The sequence below is a fragment of the Dasania marina DSM 21967 genome, assembly GCF_000373485.1.
In the GTDB taxonomy this organism is placed as follows: domain Bacteria; phylum Pseudomonadota; class Gammaproteobacteria; order Pseudomonadales; family Dasaniaceae; genus Dasania; species Dasania marina.
The window spans coordinates 402,771-425,954 of sequence record NZ_KB891576.1 but is presented as its reverse complement, the minus strand read 5'-3'; the positions used below and the strand labels follow the sequence as shown (position 1 = coordinate 425,954).

The 23,184-nt window shown below is 49.1% G+C and carries 18 protein-coding genes; 13 read left to right on the top strand and 5 right to left on the bottom strand.

Features of this window, described 5'->3' with window-relative positions:
* Position 1: 1 nt before the first annotated feature.
* Positions 2-961, bottom strand: coding sequence for a DUF58 domain-containing protein (locus B067_RS0106510; protein WP_019529265.1), 960 nt, complete (start codon positions 959-961; stop codon positions 2-4).
* A gap of 6 nt (positions 962-967) precedes the next feature.
* The gene (locus B067_RS0106505) at positions 968-1,933 is read right to left on the bottom strand and encodes an AAA family ATPase (RefSeq protein ID WP_019529264.1); all 966 of its coding nucleotides are present in this window, start codon (positions 1,931-1,933) and stop codon (positions 968-970) included.
* A gap of 305 nt (positions 1,934-2,238) precedes the next feature.
* Here B067_RS0106505 and B067_RS0106500 point away from each other — a divergent pair, with 305 nt between their 5' ends.
* From B067_RS0106500 to B067_RS0106490, 3 genes are all read left to right on the top strand, one after another.
* Positions 2,239-2,457 (top strand): DUF2835 domain-containing protein, encoded by a 219-nt coding sequence (locus tag B067_RS0106500; protein WP_019529263.1) that lies wholly within the window; start codon positions 2,239-2,241, stop codon positions 2,455-2,457.
* 98 nt (positions 2,458-2,555) lie between these two features.
* Positions 2,556-3,575, top strand: coding sequence for a quinone-dependent dihydroorotate dehydrogenase (locus B067_RS0106495; protein ID WP_026244475.1), 1,020 nt, complete (start codon positions 2,556-2,558; stop codon positions 3,573-3,575).
* A 179-nt stretch (positions 3,576-3,754) separates the two neighbouring features.
* Entirely contained in the window at positions 3,755-4,456 is a 702-nt protein-coding gene (locus B067_RS0106490) for a glutamine amidotransferase-related protein (protein WP_019529261.1), read from the top strand.
* Between the two features lie 81 nt (positions 4,457-4,537).
* Here B067_RS0106490 and rmf read toward each other — a convergent pair whose 3' ends face one another.
* Positions 4,538-4,747, bottom strand: a complete 210-nt coding sequence (rmf, locus tag B067_RS0106485) for a ribosome modulation factor (protein ID WP_026244473.1) — start codon at positions 4,745-4,747, stop codon at positions 4,538-4,540.
* Positions 4,748-5,129: 382 nt separating this feature from the next.
* Between rmf and rlmKL the strand changes: the two genes are divergently transcribed.
* Both rlmKL and B067_RS0106470 read left to right on the top strand, forming a co-directional pair.
* Positions 5,130-7,313: a bifunctional 23S rRNA (guanine(2069)-N(7))-methyltransferase RlmK/23S rRNA (guanine(2445)-N(2))-methyltransferase RlmL gene (gene rlmKL, locus B067_RS0106480; protein WP_019529259.1), complete on the top strand. Its 2,184-nt coding sequence runs from the start codon at positions 5,130-5,132 to the stop codon at positions 7,311-7,313.
* A gap of 605 nt (positions 7,314-7,918) precedes the next feature.
* Positions 7,919-8,365: a hypothetical protein gene (locus tag B067_RS0106470; RefSeq protein WP_019529257.1), complete on the top strand. Its 447-nt coding sequence runs from the start codon at positions 7,919-7,921 to the stop codon at positions 8,363-8,365.
* Positions 8,366-8,923: 558 nt separating this feature from the next.
* On the opposite strand, the gene B067_RS0106465 is transcribed toward B067_RS0106470, so the two are convergent.
* Positions 8,924-11,188 (bottom strand): YgiQ family radical SAM protein, encoded by a 2,265-nt coding sequence (locus tag B067_RS0106465; protein WP_051083834.1) that lies wholly within the window; start codon positions 11,186-11,188, stop codon positions 8,924-8,926.
* 223 nt (positions 11,189-11,411) lie between these two features.
* Here B067_RS0106465 and phoB point away from each other — a divergent pair, with 223 nt between their 5' ends.
* The 8 genes from phoB to phoU all read left to right on the top strand — a co-directional run bounded on the left by phoB (position 11,412) and on the right by phoU (position 21,447).
* Positions 11,412-12,110 (top strand): phosphate regulon transcriptional regulator PhoB, encoded by a 699-nt coding sequence (gene phoB, locus B067_RS0106460; RefSeq protein ID WP_019529255.1) that lies wholly within the window; start codon positions 11,412-11,414, stop codon positions 12,108-12,110.
* 6 nt (positions 12,111-12,116) lie between these two features.
* On the top strand, positions 12,117-13,418 hold the full coding sequence (gene phoR / locus B067_RS0106455) for a phosphate regulon sensor histidine kinase PhoR (RefSeq protein WP_019529254.1): 1,302 nt from the start codon (positions 12,117-12,119) through the stop codon (positions 13,416-13,418).
* Between the two features lie 131 nt (positions 13,419-13,549).
* A complete protein-coding gene (locus B067_RS0106450) occupies positions 13,550-14,545 on the top strand; it encodes a PstS family phosphate ABC transporter substrate-binding protein (protein ID WP_276201897.1) in 996 nt (331 codons plus the stop codon).
* Between the two features lie 344 nt (positions 14,546-14,889).
* Positions 14,890-15,726 carry a substrate-binding periplasmic protein gene (locus B067_RS0106445; RefSeq protein WP_019529252.1) on the top strand — a complete coding sequence of 279 codons (837 nt, stop codon included), beginning with the start codon at positions 14,890-14,892 and terminating at the stop codon, positions 15,724-15,726.
* A 150-nt stretch (positions 15,727-15,876) separates the two neighbouring features.
* The gene (locus B067_RS0106440) at positions 15,877-18,129 is read left to right on the top strand and encodes an ABC transporter permease subunit (protein WP_019529251.1); all 2,253 of its coding nucleotides are present in this window, start codon (positions 15,877-15,879) and stop codon (positions 18,127-18,129) included.
* A 38-nt stretch (positions 18,130-18,167) separates the two neighbouring features.
* The gene (gene pstA, locus B067_RS0106435; RefSeq protein ID WP_019529250.1) at positions 18,168-19,865 is read left to right on the top strand and encodes a phosphate ABC transporter permease PstA; all 1,698 of its coding nucleotides are present in this window, start codon (positions 18,168-18,170) and stop codon (positions 19,863-19,865) included.
* A 56-nt stretch (positions 19,866-19,921) separates the two neighbouring features.
* Positions 19,922-20,716: a phosphate ABC transporter ATP-binding protein PstB gene (gene pstB, locus B067_RS0106430; RefSeq protein WP_019529249.1), complete on the top strand. Its 795-nt coding sequence runs from the start codon at positions 19,922-19,924 to the stop codon at positions 20,714-20,716.
* 14 nt (positions 20,717-20,730) lie between these two features.
* Positions 20,731-21,447 carry a phosphate signaling complex protein PhoU gene (gene phoU, locus B067_RS0106425; RefSeq protein WP_019529248.1) on the top strand — a complete coding sequence of 239 codons (717 nt, stop codon included), beginning with the start codon at positions 20,731-20,733 and terminating at the stop codon, positions 21,445-21,447.
* Between the two features lie 372 nt (positions 21,448-21,819).
* On the opposite strand, the gene B067_RS0106420 is transcribed toward phoU, so the two are convergent.
* A complete protein-coding gene (locus B067_RS0106420) occupies positions 21,820-23,091 on the bottom strand; it encodes a CinA family nicotinamide mononucleotide deamidase-related protein (RefSeq protein ID WP_019529247.1) in 1,272 nt (423 codons plus the stop codon).
* Positions 23,092-23,184 lie beyond the last annotated feature (93 nt).

Genomic DNA, 23,184 nt, shown 5'->3' with positions numbered 1-23,184 from the left:
GTTAACGGCCCTTACCAAAGTAACGCAGCAAGCGTTTTAGTGGCGCTTGGTGGGTGGCAATTTCTATTAATGGTATACCGAGTTTTGCCATCATAGCCTGTAAGTTTTCTAGGTTATCTTGAAACTGTTGCTGGTAGTGCTGGCGTAATTTGGCATCGCCGGTAAAAATAGGGCGGCGTTGTTCGCCATCGCTAATAGTGTATTGGCCTGCACTGGGTAGGGTTTGTTCTAGACGATCGTAAATATAAATAGCGGTAATTTCGCAGTGCCGCGATAGCAAAAATAATTGCTTTTGTACGTCTTCATCTTGGTAGCCGCTAAAGTCGCTAATAAAATAAATAGCACTGCCGGGGCGGGCGATGCGACGTAGCTCGGTGAGGCTGGTTTTTAAGCGTTCACTGTCGGCTAAGTGTATGCCGGTGCTACTGTTGAGCAGCTGGTTGTATTCGCCCATGCGTTTCATTAAGGCTAATACCGCTTGCCGGCTGCGCTTGGGTTTCAATTCTTGTTGGCCTTCATTGCCAAACACTAAGCCGCCCACTCTGTCGCCCTGTTGCAAGCCGGCCCAGGCGATTAATGCGCTTAAATAGCAGGCTAGGGTAGATTTAAAACAATACTGGCTGCCAAAAAACATGCCTTGGCGTTGGTCGTTGACTATTAGTAACGGGCGCTCGCGTTCTTCGCTAAACACTTTGGTGTGGGGTTTGCCCGAACGGGCGGTGACGCGCCAGTCTATGGTGCGTATATCGTCGCCTGCTTGGTAGCTGCGCACTTCTTCAAAATCTATACCGCGGCCGCGAAAGTTAGTTTTGTTGGGGCCAGCTAATTGGCTTAGGGCTTTACGCCGGTGTTTAAGCTTGAGCTCTTTGGCGGAAAATCTAGCGCTAAGTAAATCCTCTAGTGCGATATACGCACCAGTGATGGGTTGTTCGAATAAATTGTTTTTATGCTGTTGGCTCATGCGGGCTTAAGCAATAGGAACTAGGTTTAATAGCTCATCAATAACTTGGTCGGCTTTAATGCCATTGGCTTCGGCTTCAAAGCTCAATATTAAACGGTGGCGGAATACATCGTGGGCTACCGCTTGTACATCGTCGGGGCTAACAAAATCTCTACCGGATAACCAAGCGTGAGCGCGGGCGCATCGGTCGAGGGCGATAGTGCCGCGTGGGCTGGCGCCAAACTCTATCCATGATGCCAGTTGTTCGCTGTAGTTGCCGGGGTTGCGGGTGGCCATGGTGAGCTGCACCATGTACTCCTCTATGGCAGGGGCGGTGTGCAGGTTGATGCTCTCTTGTCTGGCGGCAAAAATAACCGCTTGGCTCACGCGGGCAGGGCGCTCGCTAATTGCGGCGCTGTTATTGGCTTCATCGCGCACTAATTGCAAAATTTTGCGCTCAGCGACAACATCGGGGTAATCCACTTTTACGTGCATTAAAAATCTATCCAGCTGCGCTTCTGGCAGAGGATAGGTGCCTTCTTGTTCTATGGGGTTTTGGGTGGCCATTACTAAAAACAATTCGGGCAGGGGATAGGTGTTACGCCCCACACTTACTTGTCGCTCGGCCATGGCTTCTAATAAGGCCGATTGTACTTTCGCAGGCGCGCGGTTAATTTCATCGGCTAACACTAAGTTGTGAAAGATAGGGCCTTGTTGAAACTGAAAGCTGCCATCTTCGGGGCGAAAAATATCGGTGCCGGTAACATCGCCAGGCAATAGGTCGGGGGTAAACTGCACCCGGTGGAAGTCGCCCTCTATACCCTTGGATAAATTATTAATGGCCTTGGTTTTGGCCAAGCCAGGCGCGCCCTCTACTAATAAGTGGCCATCGGCCAACAGGGCTATCAGTAAACGCTGTACCAAGCTCTCTTGGCCTATGATTTGGCTTTCTAGCCAATGTTGTAAGGTTTCAAATTGCTGAAATAAAGTCATGGTTATTTATTAGCCAGTTGTTGTCGTTTGGATTTTGTTATGCGGTGCTGTAATAGATGCAATATAAGCGCTTTTATAATAAGCCATGCTTTGACTATCATCACCTGCTAAGTTCCCTTTAAAATACGCGGCTCATAATAGCAATTAAGAATACCAGTTTATTAGTGCGGGCGTAGCCCTGCTTTTCAAGGGCTAACCGTTGAAATCACTACAGACAGTGGTTAAGCTGCCAATTATCACCAGCAGCAGAGCAAGGATTTTCTGATGCTCTGTTTAGCTGCCTTGTTTGAACTTATGAAAAAGCTATGCAAGAAATTATTGTGAACTTGGCCATTAGCGCCGATGAATACCTAAAAAATTACCAAAACCCTAGGATCAATGTGTCCACTACCAGTGTGGATGGTCGTCGGGTGCATTTCCCTGCCAATATTTTGCAGCCCTTTGTTAGCCGCAATGGTGTGCATGGCCGCTTTTGCATACGCTTTGATGAAAAGGGTAAGTATCAGGCTATAGAGCGCTGCTAACGTGAGAGCAGCCTAGGGCTTACCGCCATCGCTTTATAGCCATAGCCCTTTGCTATATTATGCGCGCATATTTGTAACCCCTAGCTAGAGTCCTCCCCATGTATAGCCTAATGCGCGGCCTGTTATTTTGTTTACCCACCGAAACCTCTCATCACCTAGCCTTAGCGGCGATTAAGGCACTGCAAAAGTGCGGCCTTAGCGGTTTGGTGGCAGCTAGGCCTGAAGCTAACCCGGTAGAGGTGATGGGTATTACCTTCCCCAACCCTGTAGGTATGGCGGCGGGGCTGGATAAAAATGCCGATTATATCGATGGCCTAGCGGCCTTGGGTTTTGGTTTTATAGAGGTGGGCACCGTCACCCCTTTGCCGCAGCCCGGTAACCCGGCGCCGCGTTTGTTTCGGCTACCCGCTGCCCAGGCCATTATTAACCGCATGGGTTTTAATAATGAAGGTGTGGATTACTTGGTAGAGCAGGTCAAAAAGAGCCGCTATACCGGCGTGTTAGGCATTAATATAGGTAAAAATAAAGATACCCCTGCCGAGCGCGCGGTGGATGATTACCTGATTTGCATGCGCAAAGTGTACGAGCATGCCAGCTATATTACGGTGAACCTTTCCTCGCCCAACACCCCAGGGTTGCGTGACTTACAATTTGGAGAGCCCTTAGAGCAGCTGCTATCGCAACTGAAAGCCGAGCAGTTATTGCTGGCCGATAAACACGGCCGCTACGTACCTATCACCGTGAAAATTGCCCCCGATATGGCCGATGATGATGTCTGCTCTGTCGCCGCCGCTTTGGTTAAGCACGGCATAGACGGTGTAATCGCCACCAACACCACCATAGCCCGCGATAAAGTTGCGCACTTGCCTCACGGTGATGAGGCCGGTGGCTTAAGTGGCGGGCCGCTTACCGAGGCTTCCACCGATGTGATAGCCAAGTTCGCACTAGCCTTGGATGGCAAGCTGCCGATTATAGGCGTGGGTGGCATAGTCGATGGCCAAAGTGCCGCCGACAAAATCAATGCTGGCGCAGCCCTAGTACAGATTTATTCTGGCTTTATATACCAAGGCCCAGCCTTGATAGCCGCGGCCGCCAAGGCGATTAAGGCCCTGAAATAAGCATCCGTCAGCCAAAACGCTGTTGTTCCCTATATACAAGAAAGGGGTATATGTTTTCGCTGCAGAATGGGGCAAGCTAGCCGCCATTATTAAGCCCCTGTTATTGATCTATTGCTGATCTATTGTGACCTATGACTTAATCCTTACGGCAAGGGTTAGTCGAGATTTGGAGTATAAGCATGAAGTTGTGTGTATTAGAAAACGATGTTATCGATGAAGTTGTAACCGATCGTTACCCCAGCTACGGCGCGTTGTTTACCGACCTGTTTCGTTCGGCAAGGCCCGATATAGAAGTCGATGTTTTCGATGCGATGAATATGCACTATCCCGAAAGTTTCGACGATTACGACGCGGTCTTATTATCGGGCAGCCGTTGCGATGCCTTTGGCCAAGAAGAGTGGGTCTTAGAGCTTAAAAAACGCACCGAACAGCTGATGGCAGAAAAGAAAAAACTAATAGGCGTGTGTTTTGGCCACCAGTTAATTGCCTTAATCTTAGGCGCTGAAATGGGCCGTGCGCCACAGGGCTGGGGCATGGGTAGCATGTCTTATACTTGGAATAAGGAAAATGCACCTATAGCGCTAGAGGGCGAAGGTTTTAGTTTATTGGTTAGCCATCAGGATCAAGTATTAACCGAGCCTAAAGGCGCAACCATTATTGCCAGTAGTGAGTTTTGCCCCATAGCGGCGTTTACTGTTGATGATAATATCATCTGCTTCCAGGGCCACCCTGAGTTTGTTGAGGGTTACTCAGAGTATGTTATCAACAAGCGTAAGGCGTCATTAAGCGAAGAGCAGTACAACCGCTTTTTAGCTTCTTTAGAGCTGGGTCATGACGGCAAAAAAATTGCCAAGTTGATGTGTGATTTTGTGGAACAATAGTCGGGCAATAAATTAGTAATAAGCCCGCAATCAGCAGGCAATAAAAAAGGCCCGTTTGGGCCTTTTTTATTGCGCGATGCGCTAGCTCATCTTGTTTTCAGCTTTGTGTAAACCTGAAACACCGGTATAACCATCCCATTGATCGGTGCGCCCTTCGCGCCAGCCGGTTAGCCATTGTTGTCGTATCGTCGCTTGTTCGTGGGGGCATTGCTCTTTGTTTTTACCATTAACGCCGGCCATATACCCTTTTTGGAATGCGCGTTCAGATGGGTCACGTTTTTGTCGTCTCATAGATTACGCCTCGTCAGTTAATCTCACGGTTTAACACCACTACTGTGGTAATAAAATGGGTTGAAATAAGAGGGATGGGATAAAACGTCATACTGCTACATTACTGCCTGTTATGAGTTTCTGTTAAGCAATCGTTCTAGCGAGCGCTGATGAATGCTAGAATGCGCTCATCGCGCGAACCCCAATCTAAGCAAATCGACTATAGCCTTGTCGACTGCCTATTTTGACTATCCCAAGCCGCTTTAAGTGATTTTGGCTATAACCAAAAAAACGGCTTGTATTACAATAGCTTGGCGCAGGCTAAAAACAGTTCGATAGCCCGTAGTTATTGCATCAACGGGGTTAAGCACAACTTCATCTAAAGCCCCTCTAGGTATTATTCATGTCCCAAAAATTATCGTTTTTTGCCAGCTGCCCTAAGGGCTTGGAATCATTATTGCTGGATGAGCTAAAACAGCTGCAAGCGGAAAAGGCCAAAGAAACGGTGGGGGGCGTGTTTTTTTCCGGCCCCTTGGAGCTGGCTTACCGTTGCTGCCTATGGTCGCGCTTAGCTAACCGTGTGTTGTTGGTGTTGTCGGTGAGCGACTGCCGCAACCTGGAAGATTATTACAATGGCGTCAAAGCGGTAGAGTGGGCTGAACATTTGGGCTTAGACAATACCTTCGCCATAGACTTTTCCGGCGGCATGAGCGACATCAAACACACCCACTTTGGTGCGCTCAAAGCCAAAGACGCCATCGCCGATTACTTCACCGAGCGCGAAGGCCGCCGCCCCAATATCGATGCCAACCACCCCGATTTGCTGGTTAATATCCGTGTCGCCAAAGGCAAGGTAACCGTTGCTATAGACCTCTCGGGCGAGAGCTTACATAGACGTGGCTACCGCGAAAGCGGCGGCCTAGCGCCTTTAAAAGAGAACCTAGCGGCAGCGATATTACTGCGCGCCGATTGGCCGGCGGTGGCCGCCAGAGGTGGCGTGCTATACGACCCCATGTGCGGCTCGGGCACACTATTAATAGAAGGGGCACTGATGTCGGCCAATATCGCCCCCGGCCTGTTGCGCCTGTACTGGGGCTTCGACCGCTGGCTGGGCCACCAGCCGAAAGTGTGGCAGGCCATAGTGGCTGAGGCCGAAGCGATTAAAACCGAAGCGCTCAGTCGCCAATGGCCAGAGATACGCGGCTACGATGCCAGCCCCAAGGCAGTCGATGCTGCCATGCGCAATATTGAAAACGCAGGCCTAGAAGGCAAGGTGCGGGTGTTGCGCAAAGAGCTAGCTAACTTTGTTAAACCTACTCACATTACCAATGATTACGGCTTAATTTTAACTAACCCGCCTTATGGCGAGCGTTTAGGCGAGGTGGAATCGCTGGTGCATTTATACCGCCACCTAGGCCAAACCATGCGCAAAGAGTTTCCCGGTTGGCAGGCAGGTGTGTTTACCGGCAACCCCGATTTGGGCAAGCAAATGGGTATTAAAAGCTGCAAACAATACCAGCTATATAATGGCCCCATTCCTAGTAAATTGTTGATGTTTTCCATTGAAGAACAATATTTTGTTGACGATAAAAGTCGCCAAGTGGGCGCTGCCGTCGATAACAAAACCCTAACCGATGTGGTACTGAGCAGCGGCGCACAAATGTTTGCCAACCGCTTAAAGAAAAACCGCAAGCAATTAGCGAAGTGGAAAAAACAAAACGAGATTACTTGTTATCGCCTATACGATGCCGACATGCCCGAGTACGCAGTTGCGGTAGACGACTACAACGGCCAGATACACGTGGCAGAATATGTAGCGCCTTCTTCAGTTAATCCCGAAGCAGCCGCCACCCGCTTAAAAGAGGTGATGGCAGCGATACCCGTGGCTTTAGAAGTGCGGCCTGAAGACATCGTGCTAAAACAACGCCTGCGCCAAAAAGGCACTAATCAATACCAGAAATACAAAGAAGAAAAAACCTACAAAGAAATCACCGAAGGCCAGACTAAATTGCTGGTTAACTTAACCGATTACTTAGATACCGGTTTATTTTTAGATCACCGCCTAGTGCGTTTAAAAATTGCCGAGATGGCCAAAGGCCAGCGTTTCTTAAATCTATTTTGTTACACCGCCACAGCATCGGTACATGCCGCCGTGGGTGGTGCTACCTTTACCGATAGCGTCGATTTATCGGCCACTTATTTAGACTGGGCTAAAAAGAACTTGGCGTTAAACGGTTTAAGTGAGCTTAGCCATCGTACTCATAGAGCCGACGTACGCGAATGGTTAAAAACCTGTGAGAACGTTTACGATTTAATATTGTTAGACCCGCCTACCTTTTCTAACTCTAAAAAAATGGACGGCACCCTGGATATACAGCGCGACCAAGAAGAGTTTATCGACGCCACCATGGCGGTGTTGGCACGGGATGGGGTGATGATATTCTCTAACAATCATCGTAAGTTTACTTTAGATGACAGTATTCGTGAGAAGTATCAGGTGGAGGATAAGACCCGTTGGTCATTGGATAAGGATTTTGAGCGTTCTACTAAGATTCATCAGTGTTGGTTTATTAAGCATAAAGGCTAGGGTTGGTCGTGTTTCCGCTTGGTCATGCCGGCCTCCGAGCCGGTATGCATTCCGTCATACCCAAGGCACTCGCTTTGCTCGCGGGGCAGGCTCTACCGGGCTTGACCCGGTATCCAAGTAGTTGACTTAAGTTCTTTGTATTATTTTTTTATGTTGATGATTTCTGCCTTTCCGCCTTGCTGGGCGTGTTACTTTCATTTGCATGCCCAAATGAAAGTAACCAAAGCAAAGGGCACCCCTAGTCCGTCGTCGGCTACGCCGATCCCCTGCGCTACTCCAAAACTAGCGGCCGCTGCGGAACTCGCATTTTGAAGATACTCAATCTTCAAAACACTCAAACAGTCCTCGCTATAAATACCGCTACTTTTCTCCGTTGCTCGGCGACTCCCAAGGGGAGTTTGGGTGCTTCGTAGTTGGTTTTGCTGGGTGTTTGAGTTTAAATGGTGGGGGTGTGAATAGTTTGCATAAAAATGTTTAGGTGTGGGTGTTCGAAGCTGTGTATATTTAGGGTTAAGTATTTAGATGTGCGCCAATCTTTGTGAATTTAGATGTGATTTCTAAATATAACTATTGGATTTAATGATGCTGCTAGGTGAGTAAATTATATGGAAGCTCTTTATATAATCTTAGGTGCTGTTCTAGCTTTGGGTGGAGGAATTTTGACTTACCGTGTACAGCTTAAATATGCTCAGTTAAAAGAAGAAGGGGGTCTTCTCTTTGATATAGAAAAATCACTATTGGAAATAGGGGTTATTGAGTCACAGCTTGATAAAATACCTCCTGACTCAAAAAACATTGAGGAACTAGCCAGAAAGCAATCATTGTTTTGCCAAAAAATTACTTATGTCGAAAACTTACATTTATTGGCTATAAGAATAACCTCCAACAATAATAGGAAAACTGCGGTGCGTGTTACAAAATTCTCACTTGATGAGCACTTTCGAACAGAAAAAAATAGATATTCGCTACTAAAAGAGATACAAGAATCACTTAATTCCAAATTGTTAAAACAATATATGCAGGAAATGAATCATGATCCAAATAAGTTTTAAGCAATCACTTGAATAAAAGAGTGAGTAAAATGGTCAGAGTAATTAAAAGAATTTTTTCTGGCTCTACCCTATAACCAACTACGAAGCACCCAATTCCCCTTGGTAGTCGCCGAGCAACGGAGGAAAATAACGGCACAACGTAGCGAGCACTGTCCGAGTATTTTTTGATTGAGTATCAAAAAATGCGAGTTGCGCAGCGGCCGTTATTTTCTGAGTAGCACAGGGGATCGGCGTAGCCGACGACGGACTAGGGGTGCCCTTTCTTTTGGTTCTGTTTTCTTTGGGCAAACACAAACTGCACAGCAGTTTGGACGCCTGTAGTCTAAAGGCGCCCGTAGGGTGAAAAAATGCGAAGAGCATTTTTGAATCAAAATAATGAACCCGCCCAGCAAGGCGGAAAGGCAGAAATTACCACAATTAAAAAATAATACAGAGAACTTAAAGCCAACTACCTAGATGCCGGCTCGGAGGCCGGCATGACAGAGCCTAGCTAGGTCGTATGGATACCGGGTCAAGTCCGGCAAGACAAGCAGCAGGCCGCTAAGGCCAACAAACTACCTACTTACCGCGCCTCTTACTCCCCGCCACTGTATTCTTACGATTATTGGTACTCTTATAAGGTGCTTTCTTACCCGGCCGGCTGCCATCATCACGGGGCGGTAAACCGGTATGCTGGGTTAGCATATTGCCTTTTTTCGCTACCCAGGTGCGGGGCTGATGCGGCGGTATTAAATGCTTCTTACCGGTACCGATTAAATCAGAGCGGCCCATTTTCTGCAGGGCTTCGCGCAGCATAGGCCAGTTGTCGGCGTCGTGATAACGTAAAAACGCTTTGTGTAAGCGGCGGTGTTTTAGGCCGCGTGGGCTTTTGACTACTTCACTGTCGCGGCCGACTTTTTTCAGTGGGTTTTTCTCGGAGTAATACATGGCGGTGGCGCTGGCCATGGGCGAGGGGTAAAAGGCTTGTACTTGGTCGGCTCTAAAGCCGTTGCCTTTTAGCCACAGCGCTAGGTTCATCATGTCTTCATCGCTGGTGCCGGGGTGGGCGGCGATAAAGTAGGGGATGAGGTATTGTTTTTTACCCGCTAGCTTGGAGTATTTCTCAAACATTTTGGCGAAGCGGTCATAGGTGCCCATGCCCGGCTTCATCATTTTTGATAGCGGGCCACCTTCGGTGTGCTCGGGGGCAATTTTTAAGTAGCCGCCTACATGGTGGGTAACTAGCTCTTGCACGTATTCGGGGGTTTCTACCGCTAGGTCGTAACGTAGGCCTGAGGCGATAAGCACCTTTTTAACACCGGGTAGCTCACGGGCTTCGCGGTATAGTTCCACTAAGGGGAGTTGGTCGGTGTTGAGGCTTTTGCAAATGCCGGGGTATACACAGGATAGGCGACGGCAGTTTTGTTCTATGGTTTTGCTCTTACAGTTTAGGCGCCACATATTGGCGGTGGGGCCGCCCAAGTCAGAGATAATGCCGGTAAAACCGGGGGTTTTATCGCGTATGGCTTCTACTTCTTGAATAATGGATTCTTTCGAGCGGCTTTGAATAATACGGCCTTCATGCTCGGTAATAGAACAGAAAGTACAGCCGCCAAAACAACCGCGCATGATATTCACTGAGAAACGTATCATTTCATAGGCGGGGATGCGGGCGTCGCCGTAGCTGGGGTGTGGCACGCGTTGGTAAGGCAGGCCAAACACCGCGTCCATCTCGTCGGTTTCCAGCGGAATAGGGGGTGGGTTTAGCCACACTTCTCTATTACCGTGGGCTTGCACTAGGGCGCGGGCGTTGCCGGGGTTGGTTTCCAAGTGTAATACCCGTGAGGCGTGGGCGTAATACATGGGTTCGTTTTTAACTTTTTCGTAGGCGGGCAGGCGTATCACGCTGCGCTCGCGGCCGATTTTTTCTTTACGGGCGGTGAGCGGGTCTATGATGCGTACGGTTTGCACGTCAACGTTGAGTGCTTCTTCCGCTGCCCTTTTTTCGGCGAGAGTGGATTTTTCACAGCCCTCGTTGCCACCTTCTTCGGTGACTTGGTAGGGATTGATTTTGGCGTCTACGGTGCCGATTTGATCGACTTCGCTGGAATCTATAACCGTCCAGCCGCCGGGTATGCTAGTGCGCATAAAGGCGGTGCCGCGTAAATCCTGTATCTCATTAATGGCTTCACCCTGAGATAGGCGGTGGGCGATATCGACGATGGCGCGTTCGGCATTGCCGTACACCAGTATATCGGCCTTGGAATCGAGTAATACTGAGCGGCGTACTTTGTCGCTCCAGTAGTCGTAATGGGCGATGCGGCGCAGGCTGGCTTCTATAGAACCTATGACTACGGGCACGCCTTTATAGGCTTCTTTACAGCGCTGGCTGTACACATTAACGGCGCGGTCGGGGCGCAAGCCACCTTCATCATTGGGGGAATAGGCGTCGTCGTGGCGTAATTTACGGTCGGCGGTGTAGCGGTTAATCATGGAGTCCATGTTGCCGGAGGCCACGCCATAAAATAAATTGGGTTTACCCAACTCCATAAAGGCCTCTTTCGAGCGCCAGTCAGGCTGGGCAATAATGCCTACTCTAAAGCCCTGTGCCTCTAGCGTGCGGCCTATTACCGCCATGCCAAAGCTGGGGTGATCGACATAGGCGTCGCCGGTGACAATGATAATGTCACAGCTATCCCAGCCCAGCACATCCATTTCGGCTCTAGACATAGGTAGAAAGGGGGCTACGCCAAAGCACTCCGCCCAATACTGGCGATAGGAGAACAGTGGGGTGGCGGCTTGGGATTGGCTATTAATCGCCTTGGCGAGGGCTTGTTTAGACATGGTGTGATAACAGTAGACAAATGAGCGAGCATTATACATTAACTTGAGATAAATACTTGGTCTTTGCCGGTGTTGGGATTCAGAGAGCGATGTGGTTATAATCGCCGCCACTCTTTGGCCGCTGGAACAAACAGAGGCTGAACAAACAACGGCCTGTAACAAAAATGTCATGTTTATTGGTTTTAATTGATGTACGCAAAATAATCGTAAGGTTTATAGTTACATGAATGAGAAAACCATTTTAGTGGTCGACGATGAAATGGCCATACGCGAAATGATAGTCATGTCCTTAGAAATGGCCGGCTTCAACTGCTTAGAGGCGGGTAATATTCAAGATGCCCACAGTCTAGTGATCGATAAAAAGCCTGACCTGATCTTGTTAGACTGGATGCTACCCGGTGGCAGTGGCATAGAGCTGTTACGGCGCTTGCGCCGCGATGAGCTTACCGCCAGCCTGCCGGTGATTATGGTGACCGCCAAGGTTGAGGAAGACAACAAAATCCAAGGCCTGGATGTGGGAGCAGATGATTACATCAGCAAGCCCTTTGCCCCTAGAGAGTTAATCTCACGGATTAAAGCGGTATTGCGTCGTACCGGTGCCGGCGAAACCGAACCTACCATAGCGGTGGATGGCCTGCAGCTAGACCCCGCCAGCCACCGCGTGTTTATCGATAAAAAACCGGTGGATATGGGGCCTACTGAGTTTCGGCTATTAAAATTCTTTTTAACCCACCAAGAGCGCGCCTATAGCCGCGGCCAGTTACTGGACCATGTTTGGGGCGGCAATGTCTATGTGGAGGAGCGTACCGTGGATGTGCATATACGCCGCCTGCGCAAAGCCCTAAGCCTGGATTGCGAAAACTACGCCAATATGGTGCAAACCGTGCGCGGTACCGGTTATCGTTTTTCTACCGCGAGTTAATTATTAATGCAGCGTATCAATTGGATGGTAGAGCTCAAGCAGTTGGCCCAGTTGTTTACTGTAGCCTTAGTCTTGGGTTGGTTAACGGGCCATCTATTGCTGGTGCTGTTGTTGGCGGCGCTGCTGTATATAGCCAGTACGTTTAGGCAATTACTGCGGGTGCAGCGCTGGCTGGTGGCTGAAGATGGCAGCGACGCGCCTGAGTCCTCAGGGCTGTGGGGCGATATGCTAGACGGTATTTACCGTCTGCAAAGGCAAAACCGGGAAGAGCGGCAGCGCTTACAGGGCGCGGTGGATTATTTGCGGGATTCTTTGGCGGCGCTATCCGATGCTGCGGTGATGATCGATCAAAGCGGTGATATCGAGTGGTGTAATCTTGCTGCCCGCCGCTTACTAGGCCTGCGCTATCCCGAAGATGTAGGCCAGCAGTTGGTTAATTTGATACGCAGCCCTGAGTTTATCCATTACTACGAAGCCAATAGCTACCAAACCCCCTTAGATTGCGCGTCACCCCATCAGCCCGAAAAACAATTGCAGTTTCAGCTCACCTTTTTTGGCCAAGGCAGCCGCTTATTATTTGCCAGAGATATTACCCATACCTATAGGCTGCAAGAAATGCGCAAAGACTTTGTGGCTAATGTATCCCATGAGTTGCGTACCCCGCTGACCGTGGTAAATGGTTATCTGGAAACGTTTGTCGATAGTGAGTTAGCTGAGCAACCCCGTTATAAGCGTGCCTTTCAGCAAATGTTGGAACAGGTGCGGCGTATGGAAAGCCTGATTAAAGACTTAATCGTATTAACCCGCCTAGAAACCGTACCCGACGAAGGCGAGCACAGTGTGGTTGCGGTGTGCCCCTTATTACGGCAAATACGCGAAGAAGTGTTGGCGGTGTTTAATCAACAGCGTGAAATAGTGTTGGACTGTGATGCCAGCCTAGGCTTGCGCGGTGAAGGTGAGGCACTGCGCAGCGCCTTTACCAATCTGATAATGAATGCCGCTAAATATACCGGCGAACAGGGCAAAATACAGGTGCGCTGGTTTCGCGATGGTGAGCAGGCCCGCTTACAGGTAGAGGACAATGGCTTGGGCATAGAGGCTCACCATATTCCCCGTTTAACCGAACGTTTTTATCGCGTGGATAAAAGCCGCTCTACCCAAACTGGCGGCACAGGTTTGGGCTTAGCGATTGTTAAGCATGTATTATTGCGTCATCACGGCGAGCTGCAAATTACTAGTAGCTTGGATGAGGGTAGTACTTTTGCCTGCAGCTTTCCCCTGAGTCAGTGCCAGATCTCATCGACCTAAGCCTTTAGGCTGCCTTCAGTGCTTACCTCAAGCGCATAGTCTTAAATGTTTCAAAAATATGTCACACAGCTGTAACAAAGTTTTTTTACAGTGACACCATCATGTTGATAAACCCTGTTTGGAGAAAACGAATGACGATGAGCAACTTTAAAAAAATAGGCGCCGCTCTAGCAGTGAGTGCCGGCGTGTTGGCTTCAACGGTAGCTACTGTAGCTACGGCGGCTACCGCGGTAGATGCTGGCCTGTCTGATTATCAAAAAGCCAGCGGTGTATCGGGTAACCTGTCTAGTGTAGGTTCAGATACCTTGGCCAATCTAATGACCATGTGGGCCGAAGATTTCAAACGCTTTTACCCCAATGTTAATATTCAAATTCAAGCGGCGGGTTCTTCTACTGCGCCTCCGGCGCTTACCGAGGGGACATCCAACATAGGCCCCATGAGCCGTAAAATGAAGGATAAAGAGCTGGCGGCCTTTGAGTCTAGGTTTGGTTACAAACCTACCGCCATTCCGGTAGCTATAGATGCCTTGGCTGTCTATGTACACAAAGATAACCCTATTACCGGTTTGAGTATTACCGACGTAGATGCAATTTTTTCGTCTACCCGTAAATGTGGTTCTAACAACGACATCAGCACTTGGGGCAAGACTGGCCTAAGCGGCGCATGGACTAACCGTGACATACAACTGTTTGGTCGCAACTCAGTATCGGGCACCTACGGTTACTTCAAAAAGAAAGCGCTGTGTAAGGGCGATTTTAAAAACACCGTTAACGAACAGCCTGGTTCGGCTTCCGTGGTGCAGTCGGTGGCTACCTCAATTAACGGCATAGGCTACTCGGGTATAGGGTATAAAACCTCTAGTGTGCGGGCGGTCCCTTTAGCGAAAAACGTAGGTGATCAGCCGGTAGCGGCCACCCCTGAAAATGCGGTAAGCGGTGCCTACCCATTATCACGTTTCTTGTATGTGTATTTGAACAAAGCGCCCAATAAGCCCTTGGCCCCTATGGAGCGCGAGTTTATTAAATTGGTGTTATCGAAAGCAGGCCAGCAAGTGGTAGTGAAAGATGGCTATATCCCACTGCCCGCTAAAGTGGCGGCTAGAACCTTAGAAAAGCTGGGTTTATAAGCCGGCTATATTTTCTTAGCACGCTACCCACTAAGGGCCGGTGATTACCGGCTCAGGTTGCAGACAAAATCCCCGCCATTGTGTGGGGTTTTTTTATTATGAGGCATTACGTTTTTTGCGGCCCTATTCTGTAGTGTTGATAGGTATTATCCCTTATAGGGCTCAGATTTCAGGGGATTAGAATGGTTATCTTAATACCTTGTGTGATTTATGCACAGTGCGTTAGCGCGGCAATAAGATAAGCTGTGTTGGCGCTAGAGCTCAGTAGGCGCGAGCAGTCGGCAGGCGATGACTGACACGATATTAATAAAAACAACAATGATTTTGGTGATGCCGTTATAACTATGTATAAAGTGACTCAAGCACCGTGGTTAAAAACCTTATGCGCTTCGCGCTTGCTGAGATTTATGACTTTGCTGCTGTTAATGGCGGCAGGTTTGTGCTCGTTTGCTGATGACGATACCAAGCAAGGCGGCACCCTCTACGTGGTATCTGAGCAGTGGCCGGGCTATTCCAATGCCGATGGCAGTGGCCTGTATTTTGAATTGATAAAAGCGGTGTTTGAGCCCGAAGGCATAGCGGTCAATATACGCATACACCCTATATTACGAGGCATAGCCAGTATACATAGTGGTGAGCATGCCGATGTTATGTTGGCCGACTGGGGGCGCCCGCACTTAGCGAAAAGCCCGCAGTATGATTTACAGCGTATCATTTTCCCTCAATACCCGATTTTTGTTGAGTATGTGGAGGCGTTGTTTCAGCCTGGCTCCACCCTTAGTTGGGCCGAGATTAAAGCCGATAAAAGCAAGCGTCTGGCATGGATTAGGGGTTATAACTACGATATCCATCTGGGCTTGACTGAACACTCGTTGGTTATGCTGAACAAGGGTGAGCAGGGCTTTAAGATGTTGCTTAGCGGCAATATTGATAGCTTTTTGCATGATCGCAGTGATCTGAGGTCGCTGGAGCAAACGGAGGCTGCACAAGCCGTTGTCTGGCGTAAGGAATTAGTGGCTGCCCGTAAACTCTATCCTCTGTTTCACAATGGCCCGCGCGGCCAGCAGTTTAGCGAACTATACGATAGGCGCATGGCGGCCATGTTAAAGAGTGGCGAGTTAGCGGCGCTTTATCAGCGCTTTGGTGAGGACTATAGCGCCGTTCTAGCTATTAAAGAGTAGCCATTAATATAAGTTATAAAGGCGCAGCTGTTGCGGCTAGTCATTAAGGCTGGGCTGCTGCGATAACTGCGGAGCAAAGCTCAGCGCTAAGTAGCTGATTTATGGCATGGCTGTAACATTATTGTCATATAGCCTGCCTATACTGCCAGCATGAAAACGACATCCTCTACATCCGCCCCCGTTACTCCCCCCAAGAGCCTGCACTTAGAGCGTTTAAGTGGTTGGCGCAAAGCTAAAGATACCCTAGCTAACCTAGTCATTAGTGCCGGTGGCATGGGTGTGCTTATGGCCATCTTGCTGATTTTCTTTTATTTGTTTTATGAAATTATGCCGCTGTTTAAGTCGGCACAGCTACAGCAGCAGTCTAGCTATGAGCTTAGCAATGTGGATAGCAGTGATAGCCTGTTTTTAGCCATGGAAGAGCAAGCGGAAGTGGCACTAATGGTGAATAGGGCCGGGCAGGCGCATTTCTTTAACGCCGCGACCGGCGAAACAATACAACAAAGCCAATTGCCCTTGCCGGCAGCGGTAACTAGCTGGGGTTTAAACTCCGAGCAAGAACCACTACAGGCGCTGGGCATGGCCAACGGCCAGGTGTTATTGGCACAGGCGCAATACCGGGTCAGTTATCCCAGTGACCAGCGTTTAATTACCCCTTCTATAGCATACCCCTTCGGCGAACAGCCTTTAGCCATTGCCGACACGGCGTTGAACCTCGTAGCGGTGCGTGATACCGAAGAGCAACTATTAATAGTCGCGGTAGCCAATGGTCATCTCACCGGCCGGCTGTTTAACAAAGAAGAAGATTTTCTTTCGGAAGAGCTCAGCCTAGTAGAGCAGGACTTTAGCTTACCGGAAGTGGATATAGTGCCGCAGTGGTTATTGATAGGCCCCAACCAACGCTGGTTGTATGTGGTTAGCCAAGAGGGCGCTTATAGAGTTATCAATATACCCGATGAAAGCGTCGCCGCCAGCGGCCGTTTAATAGAGCGCGGCCAGTTAATGGATGTGCGGTTTTTATTGGGCGGTATTTCTTTATTAGCCGCCGATAATCGCGGCGAAGTTAGCCAGTGGTTTATGGTACGTGAAGATGGCAAGTTACCTCGCTTAGAAAAAATACGTTCTTTTCAAGGGGATGACAGCGCGATAGAGCAGCTAGTGGTGGAGCACAGGCGCAAAGGCTTTATTACCGTCAATCAGCAACAGCAGTTGGATGTGTTTTACGCCACCTCGGGCAGGCAGTTATTGTCTGAGCCGGTTAGCGGCCCTAGGGTTACCGATATTGCGATTTCCCCCAGAGCTAACCACGTCTTAAGCCGCGACAATAATGGCCAGTTTAGTTATTGGCAGTTAGAGAATGAACATCCGGAAGTATCGTGGTCGGTGTTGTGGGAGAAGGTGTGGTATGAAAGCTATCCTGAGCCGGATTATATTTGGCAGTCTTCGGCGTCTAATAATGACTTTGAACCTAAATATAGTTTTACCCCCTTAGCCTTTGGCACCTTAAAAGCAGCATTTTACGCCATGCTATTGGCCACGCCTTTGGCTATAGGTGGCGCGATATACACTGCCTACTTTATGACGCCAGCGGTGCGCCGTAAGGTCAAACCGCTGATCGAATTAATGGAAGCCCTGCCCACCGTTATTTTGGGTTTTTTGGCGGGCTTATGGTTGGCGCCGTTTTTTGAGCGCCACCTGCCGGGGGTATTCTCCATCTTTATTGTCTTCCCCATAGGTATTTTGTTATTTGGTTATTTGTGGAGTCAGTTACCGGCACGCATACGCTTAGCGGTGCCCGATGGCTGGCATGCGATTTTATTAATCCCCGTGGTGATAGTGATAGTTTGGGCCTGCATAGCCAGTAGCGGTTTATTAGAGCTGTGGTTTTTTAAAGGCGATATGCGCTCTTGGTTAACCCACGACTTAGGCATTTCCTTTGATCAGCGCAACGCCATGGTGGTGGGGGTGGCTATGGGCTTTGCGGTGGTGCCTACCATTTTTTCTATTACTGAAGATGCTATTTTCTCGGTGCCTAAATCCTTAAGTTATGGCTCTTTGGCCTTGGGTGCCACCCCCTGGCAAACCTTAGTAGGCGTGGTGTTACCTACCGCCAGCCCCGGTATTTTTTCGGCGCTAATGATAGGCATGGGTCGCGCCGTGGGTGAAACCATGATTGTGTTAATGGCCACCGGTAACACCCCGATTATGGATGCCAATATTTTTGAAGGTATGCGTACCCTAGCGGCTAATATCGCGGTAGAAATAGGCGAAACCGAAGTGAACAGCTCGCACTTTAGAATATTATTTTTAGCGGCTTTTGTTTTATTTATGTTTACCTTTGTGGTGAATACCATTGCTGAAATCGTGCGTCAGCGGCTGCGTAAAAAATACGGTTCGCTATAAGCGTTGCCGACAAAAGATGTTAATAGGTTGTAATACACATGTTTGAACAAGATAAAAAAATTAGCCTGCGGCGGTGGTTTAAAGACGGCGAGGCTTTTATTTGGCTAAATGCCGCAGCGGTGAGTGTGAGTGTGGTTGCCGTTATCGGTTTACTGCTGCTGCTAGCGGTGCGCGGCTTTGGCCATTTTTGGCCCGCCGATATCATGCAGGCGCAGTATCAATTATCCAATAGCGCTGCGCTACGGGTTATCGGCGAAGTGGTGGAGAGTGAGCAGGTGCCGGTAGAGCAAATACGCGGCGCTGGTTTTGCCATAGAGACGCAGCAGCCTTTTGTGAAGCGCAGCTTAATAAAGCAAGGTAATCGCGATGTTAGCGGCGTGGATTTTAGCTGGGTGTTGAATGATTACCTTAGCAATATTAGTTACCCGCCCGAGTTGATGGCGGTAGAGCGTTATGAGTGGGGTAATTTTTACGGTTACTTAATAGGGCTGAAAGAGGCCGGTGTAGACTTGCCGCAAGCCGAAGGCCGCGTGCTATGGCAGCAGTTTGCAGCGCGTATACAGCGGGCGGAAGCCCTGCATAAGCAAATTAAGCGCATAGAAAAAAATGATATAGGCAAGGTTAACTATCAGATAGAGCGTTTGCGTTTACAAGAGCGCGGCTTGACCTTAAACCGTAGCCTAGCGGCGAGTCAGCGTGCGCAACAGCTGGCTGATATAGCCGCAGAGCGTGCCAGCCTCAATAGTCATTATCAATTGTTACAGGTGCAGTTATTAGCACTGTATGAACAAATTAATCGCGATAGTTTTGTTGCTGAAACCATGAGTGGCGAGCAGGTAGAAATTGCCTTGGCGCAAGTGGTCCATGCCTACCAGCCCAATGCCATGAATGTGTTGGAAAAAAGCGGGGCTTATGTGCTTAAATTTTGGGGCTTTCTCACCGATGAGCCCCGCGAAGCCAATACCGAAGGCGGTATCTTCCCCGCTATTTTTGGCACTATTATGATGGTGTTACTAATGTCGGTAATGGTGACCCCCTTTGGTGTCATCGCCGCGATATACTTGCGTGAATACGCCAAGCAAGGGCTGCTAACCCGCACCGTTAGGATAGCGGTCAATAACTTAGCGGGCGTGCCTTCTATTGTTTACGGGGTGTTTGGCTTAGGTTTCTTTATTTATTTTATTGGTGCTGAGTTAGATCAAGTGTTTTTTCAAAATGCCTTGCCCGCGCCCACCTTTGGTACCCCAGGTTTGTTGTGGGCCTCGTTAACCTTGGCCTTATTAACCTTGCCGGTGGTGATAGTGTCTACCGAAGAGGGCTTGTCGCGCATACCCAAAGCCTTGCGTGAAGGTAGCCTGGCCTTAGGGGCAACTAAGGCCGAGACCCTATGGCGCGTGGTATTGCCTATGGCCAGCCCTGCGATGATGACCGGTTTGATCTTGGCGGTAGCTAGGGCGGCGGGAGAAGTGGCGCCGCTGATGTTGGTGGGGGTGGTAAAGTTGGCACCGTCATTACCCTTAGATGCTAATTATCCTTATTTACATTTAGATCAAAAATTTATGCACTTGGGCTTTCATATTTTCGATGTAGGTTTTCAAAGCCCTAATGTTGAAGCCGCTAGACCACTGGTTTACGCCACCGCTTTATTACTGGTGGTGATTATTGCGCTATTAAATTTTAGCGCCGTGGCCTTACGCAATCACTTGCGTGAAAAATACAAATCCTTAGAAATGTAATGACAAGATTGAATACGGGTGACACTGTGAAAACACAAGCAATATCTTTAGAGAAAATGGGCCGCGTCCATAGAGAAATGTCGCTGGCCAATGAAGAGACTAGTCTGGCGGTTAATGATTTAAACCTTTTTTACGAAGGCGGCAAGCAAGCCTTGTACGATATTAATTTAATCATACCTAAGCAACGAGTTACCGCATTTATAGGCCCCAGTGGCTGTGGTAAATCTACCTTGTTGCGCTGTTTTAATCGCATGAATGATTTAGTGGATGGCTGCGAGATTAAGGGCGAGATTAGCTTAGATGAGCACAATATCTATGATCGCGCTGTCGATGTAGCCTCGTTGCGTAGACGTATAGGCATGGTGTTTCAAAAACCCAACCCCTTCCCTAAAACTATTTACGAAAATGTCGCTTATGGCTTGCGCATACAGGGTATTAATAAAGCTCGGGTGTTAGATGAAGTGGTAGAGAAATCGCTGCGTCAGGCGGCTTTGTGGGACGAGGTAAAAGATCGGCTGCACGATAGTGCCCTAGGTCTTTCGGGCGGCCAGCAGCAGCGTTTGGTAATTGCCCGCACCATCGCGGTAGAGCCTGAGGTGTTATTGCTGGATGAGCCTGCCTCAGCACTGGACCCGATATCAACGCTGAAAATCGAAGAGCTGATCAATGAGCTAAAATCAAAATACACGATTGTTATTGTTACTCACAACATGCAGCAGGCGGCGCGAGTTTCTGACTACACGGCGTTTTTATATATGGGTAAGCTGATCGAGTATGACAATACCGATACCTTGTTTACCAATCCGTCGAAAAAACAAACTGAAGATTATATTACTGGCCGCTACGGTTAAGGGAGTGTTACACCATGATAGATAAAGACGCACACAGTCATCACATCTCCCAGCAATTTAACACCGAGCTGGACGCGGTAAAAACCCATATGATGGAAATGGGTGGCTTAGTTGAAAAACAAGTCAGTGATGCGGTGCAATCTATTTTAAATGTTGATAGCGGCATGGCTGAAATGGTTAAGCAGCGTGATAAGCTGATTAATGAAATGGAAGTGTCGGTTGATGACGAATGCGCGCGTATATTGGCCAGGCGGCAACCGGCGGCCAGCGACCTACGCTTGGTTATTGCCATCAGCAAAGCGGTAAACGATTTAGAGCGCATAGGCGATGAGGCGGGCAAGATTGCCACTCAGGCTTTGGCTTTATCAGAATCCGGCGAGCCCACCAAAGGCAGTGTAGAAATACGCATGATAGGCGAGCACGTGGGCCGCATGGTGCATGATGCGCTGGATGCTTTTGCCCGTTTGGATGTAGAGAAGGCCTTAGCAGTTGCCCGCGAAGATAAATTAGTGGATGCGGAATACGGCACCGCCATGCGCAGCACTATCACGTATATGATGGAAGATCCGCGCAGCATAGGCTCTATGTTAAACGTGTTGTGGTCTTTGCGATCTTTAGAGCGGGTGGGTGACCATGCCCGCAATATTGCCGAGCATGTTATTTATTTGGTGAAAGGTAAAAACGTACGCCATGTGGGTTTAACCGAGATGGCTAAGCATGTAGAGGAGTAGGGGGTGTTGAGGTGTTTTACGTGGGGGGAGTTAAATTTTCCCTATTGTGTTGTACGTCGTGAGCAAGGCATCTTCTTGCAAGACACGCCGTGAATACATCCATGTAGGCTAGGCGCTGGCATCCATGCCAGCGACTGTCTTGCAAGAAGCCGCCTTACTCCCTAAGTCTCCGCGCTTCGAAATATTATAAAAGCGACGTGGTTAGGTAAGTGAGTTGCGCTGGATGCTACGCTCTGAGCCTAGAGCCTGGCCCACGAGTAACACCAGTGTTTTGGGTACGGGGAGGCATTCTCTGCGTGTCTTGTCAGTAGCTGCTTTGTTTCCAGAGCTTACTCGTTCCCTAGTTCTAACGGCTTAATCGTAACTTTCTTTTTAAACCCTATAACGCTTAATAAAAGAGGGGCTGAGGTCGAGGTTAAGCAACTCCCTACGCAACATATCTAAAGCCACTGCCGCCATCATTTTTTGAAAAGCAATACGAGGCTGTGGATAGCACAGCTTAATCACGCTAATGGCATCGCGTTTGCCCCAGCCTATAAATACTGTGCCTACTGGCTTATCGTCGCTACCACCGTCGGGGCCGGCTATGCCGGAAATGGCGATAGCGTAATCGGCGCCGGTTTTGGCTAGCGCGCCTTCGGCCATGGCGCGCACCACCGGTTCGCTAACGGCACCGTGTTGTTCTAATAATGTTGCATCGACACCGAGTAATTGCTGCTTGCAGTGGTTGGAGTAGCTGACTACGCCGCCGGTAAATACGGCTGAAGAACCGGGTATTTCGGTGAGCATGGAAGCGATTAAGCCGCCCGTGCAGGACTCGGCACAGCACAGGGTTTGCTGTTGTTGTTTGAGTGGTTCCAACACCGCCTCAGCCAGCGTGCAATTATCAAAGCCTATGATGCTATCGCCCATTTCTTGTTGCAGCCACTGGTAGCATTGCTGTTGCAGGTCTTGGTATTGGCTCTGTTGTATGGCCAGTTTTAATTCTAGCTGTGGCATGCCGGCTCTAAAGCCTAGCTCTACTTCTGCTGGCCAGTGTGGGTAGTTTTTGTTGACCAGCTCTTGCACAAAAGATTCGCCCAGGCCAAAGGTTTGTAGGCGTAGGGTGACGGGGCTGAGTTGATTGGGAAAGCGCTGGCTGATTAAGGCCAGTATGCTCTCGTCCATCATGCGGCGCAGTTCGCTGGGCACGCCGGGGGTGCAAATAATCAAGCAGTCTTGGTAGTCGTAATAAAACCCCACGGCGCTGCCGGTGGGGTTATCAATAATCTGGCAGTGCTCGGGTAGTAGTGCCTGTTTTTTTGCTGAGTCGCTAAAGCGTATTTTGCGGCGATCATACCAGTCAGTAACATGCTTTAACGCGGCCTCATGTTTGACTATATCTTGGCCACTGGCGACGGCCAGCGCTTGGGCGGTGAGATCATCAACGGTAGGGCCTAGGCCGCCATTAATAATCAGCACATCGCTGTGGGCGCTGATGTGGCGTATCTCAGCCACTAATAAGTCAAAGTCGTCGCCTATGGTAACTTTGCGATAAACCTCGTAGGCCTTGCTGTGTAGCTGCTCGGCTATCATGGCGGAGTTGGAGTCTACGGTGTGGCCCGACATAAGTTCATTGCCGGTGAGTAGTAGTTGTATACGCATGATGTGTGTTTCTATTAGTTGCTGTGAGTAGGCTTAATATTACTGCAAAGTCAGCAATAGTGAGGTACAAAAAAGGCCGCAAATGCGGCCTTT

What these genes read in the sequence shown, in the direction of transcription:
- B067_RS0106490 (WP_019529261.1), top strand. Translation starts at nt 3,755, where the DNA reads ATGAAGTTGTGTGTATTAGAAAACGATGTTATCGATGAAGTTGTAACC.
- B067_RS0106450 (WP_276201897.1), top strand. Translation starts at nt 13,550, where the DNA reads ATGACGATGAGCAACTTTAAAAAAATAGGCGCCGCTCTAGCAGTGAGT.
- B067_RS0106440 (WP_019529251.1), top strand. Translation starts at nt 15,877, where the DNA reads ATGAAAACGACATCCTCTACATCCGCCCCCGTTACTCCCCCCAAGAGC.
- B067_RS0106470 (WP_019529257.1), top strand. Translation starts at nt 7,919, where the DNA reads ATGGAAGCTCTTTATATAATCTTAGGTGCTGTTCTAGCTTTGGGTGGA.
- phoU (WP_019529248.1), top strand. Translation starts at nt 20,731, where the DNA reads ATGATAGATAAAGACGCACACAGTCATCACATCTCCCAGCAATTTAAC.
- rlmKL (WP_019529259.1), top strand. Translation starts at nt 5,130, where the DNA reads ATGTCCCAAAAATTATCGTTTTTTGCCAGCTGCCCTAAGGGCTTGGAA.
- pstA (WP_019529250.1), top strand. Translation starts at nt 18,168, where the DNA reads ATGTTTGAACAAGATAAAAAAATTAGCCTGCGGCGGTGGTTTAAAGAC.
- B067_RS0106510 (WP_019529265.1), bottom strand. Translation starts at nt 961, where the DNA reads ATGAGCCAACAGCATAAAAACAATTTATTCGAACAACCCATCACTGGT.
- phoR (WP_019529254.1), top strand. Translation starts at nt 12,117, where the DNA reads ATGCAGCGTATCAATTGGATGGTAGAGCTCAAGCAGTTGGCCCAGTTG.
- B067_RS0106505 (WP_019529264.1), bottom strand. Translation starts at nt 1,933, where the DNA reads ATGACTTTATTTCAGCAATTTGAAACCTTACAACATTGGCTAGAAAGC.
- rmf (WP_026244473.1), bottom strand. Translation starts at nt 4,747, where the DNA reads ATGAGACGACAAAAACGTGACCCATCTGAACGCGCATTCCAAAAAGGG.
- B067_RS0106465 (WP_051083834.1), bottom strand. Translation starts at nt 11,188, where the DNA reads ATGTCTAAACAAGCCCTCGCCAAGGCGATTAATAGCCAATCCCAAGCC.
- B067_RS0106420 (WP_019529247.1), bottom strand. Translation starts at nt 23,091, where the DNA reads ATGCGTATACAACTACTACTCACCGGCAATGAACTTATGTCGGGCCAC.
- B067_RS0106500 (WP_019529263.1), top strand. Translation starts at nt 2,239, where the DNA reads ATGCAAGAAATTATTGTGAACTTGGCCATTAGCGCCGATGAATACCTA.
- B067_RS0106445 (WP_019529252.1), top strand. Translation starts at nt 14,890, where the DNA reads ATGTATAAAGTGACTCAAGCACCGTGGTTAAAAACCTTATGCGCTTCG.
- phoB (WP_019529255.1), top strand. Translation starts at nt 11,412, where the DNA reads ATGAATGAGAAAACCATTTTAGTGGTCGACGATGAAATGGCCATACGC.
- B067_RS0106495 (WP_026244475.1), top strand. Translation starts at nt 2,556, where the DNA reads ATGTATAGCCTAATGCGCGGCCTGTTATTTTGTTTACCCACCGAAACC.
- pstB (WP_019529249.1), top strand. Translation starts at nt 19,922, where the DNA reads ATGGGCCGCGTCCATAGAGAAATGTCGCTGGCCAATGAAGAGACTAGT.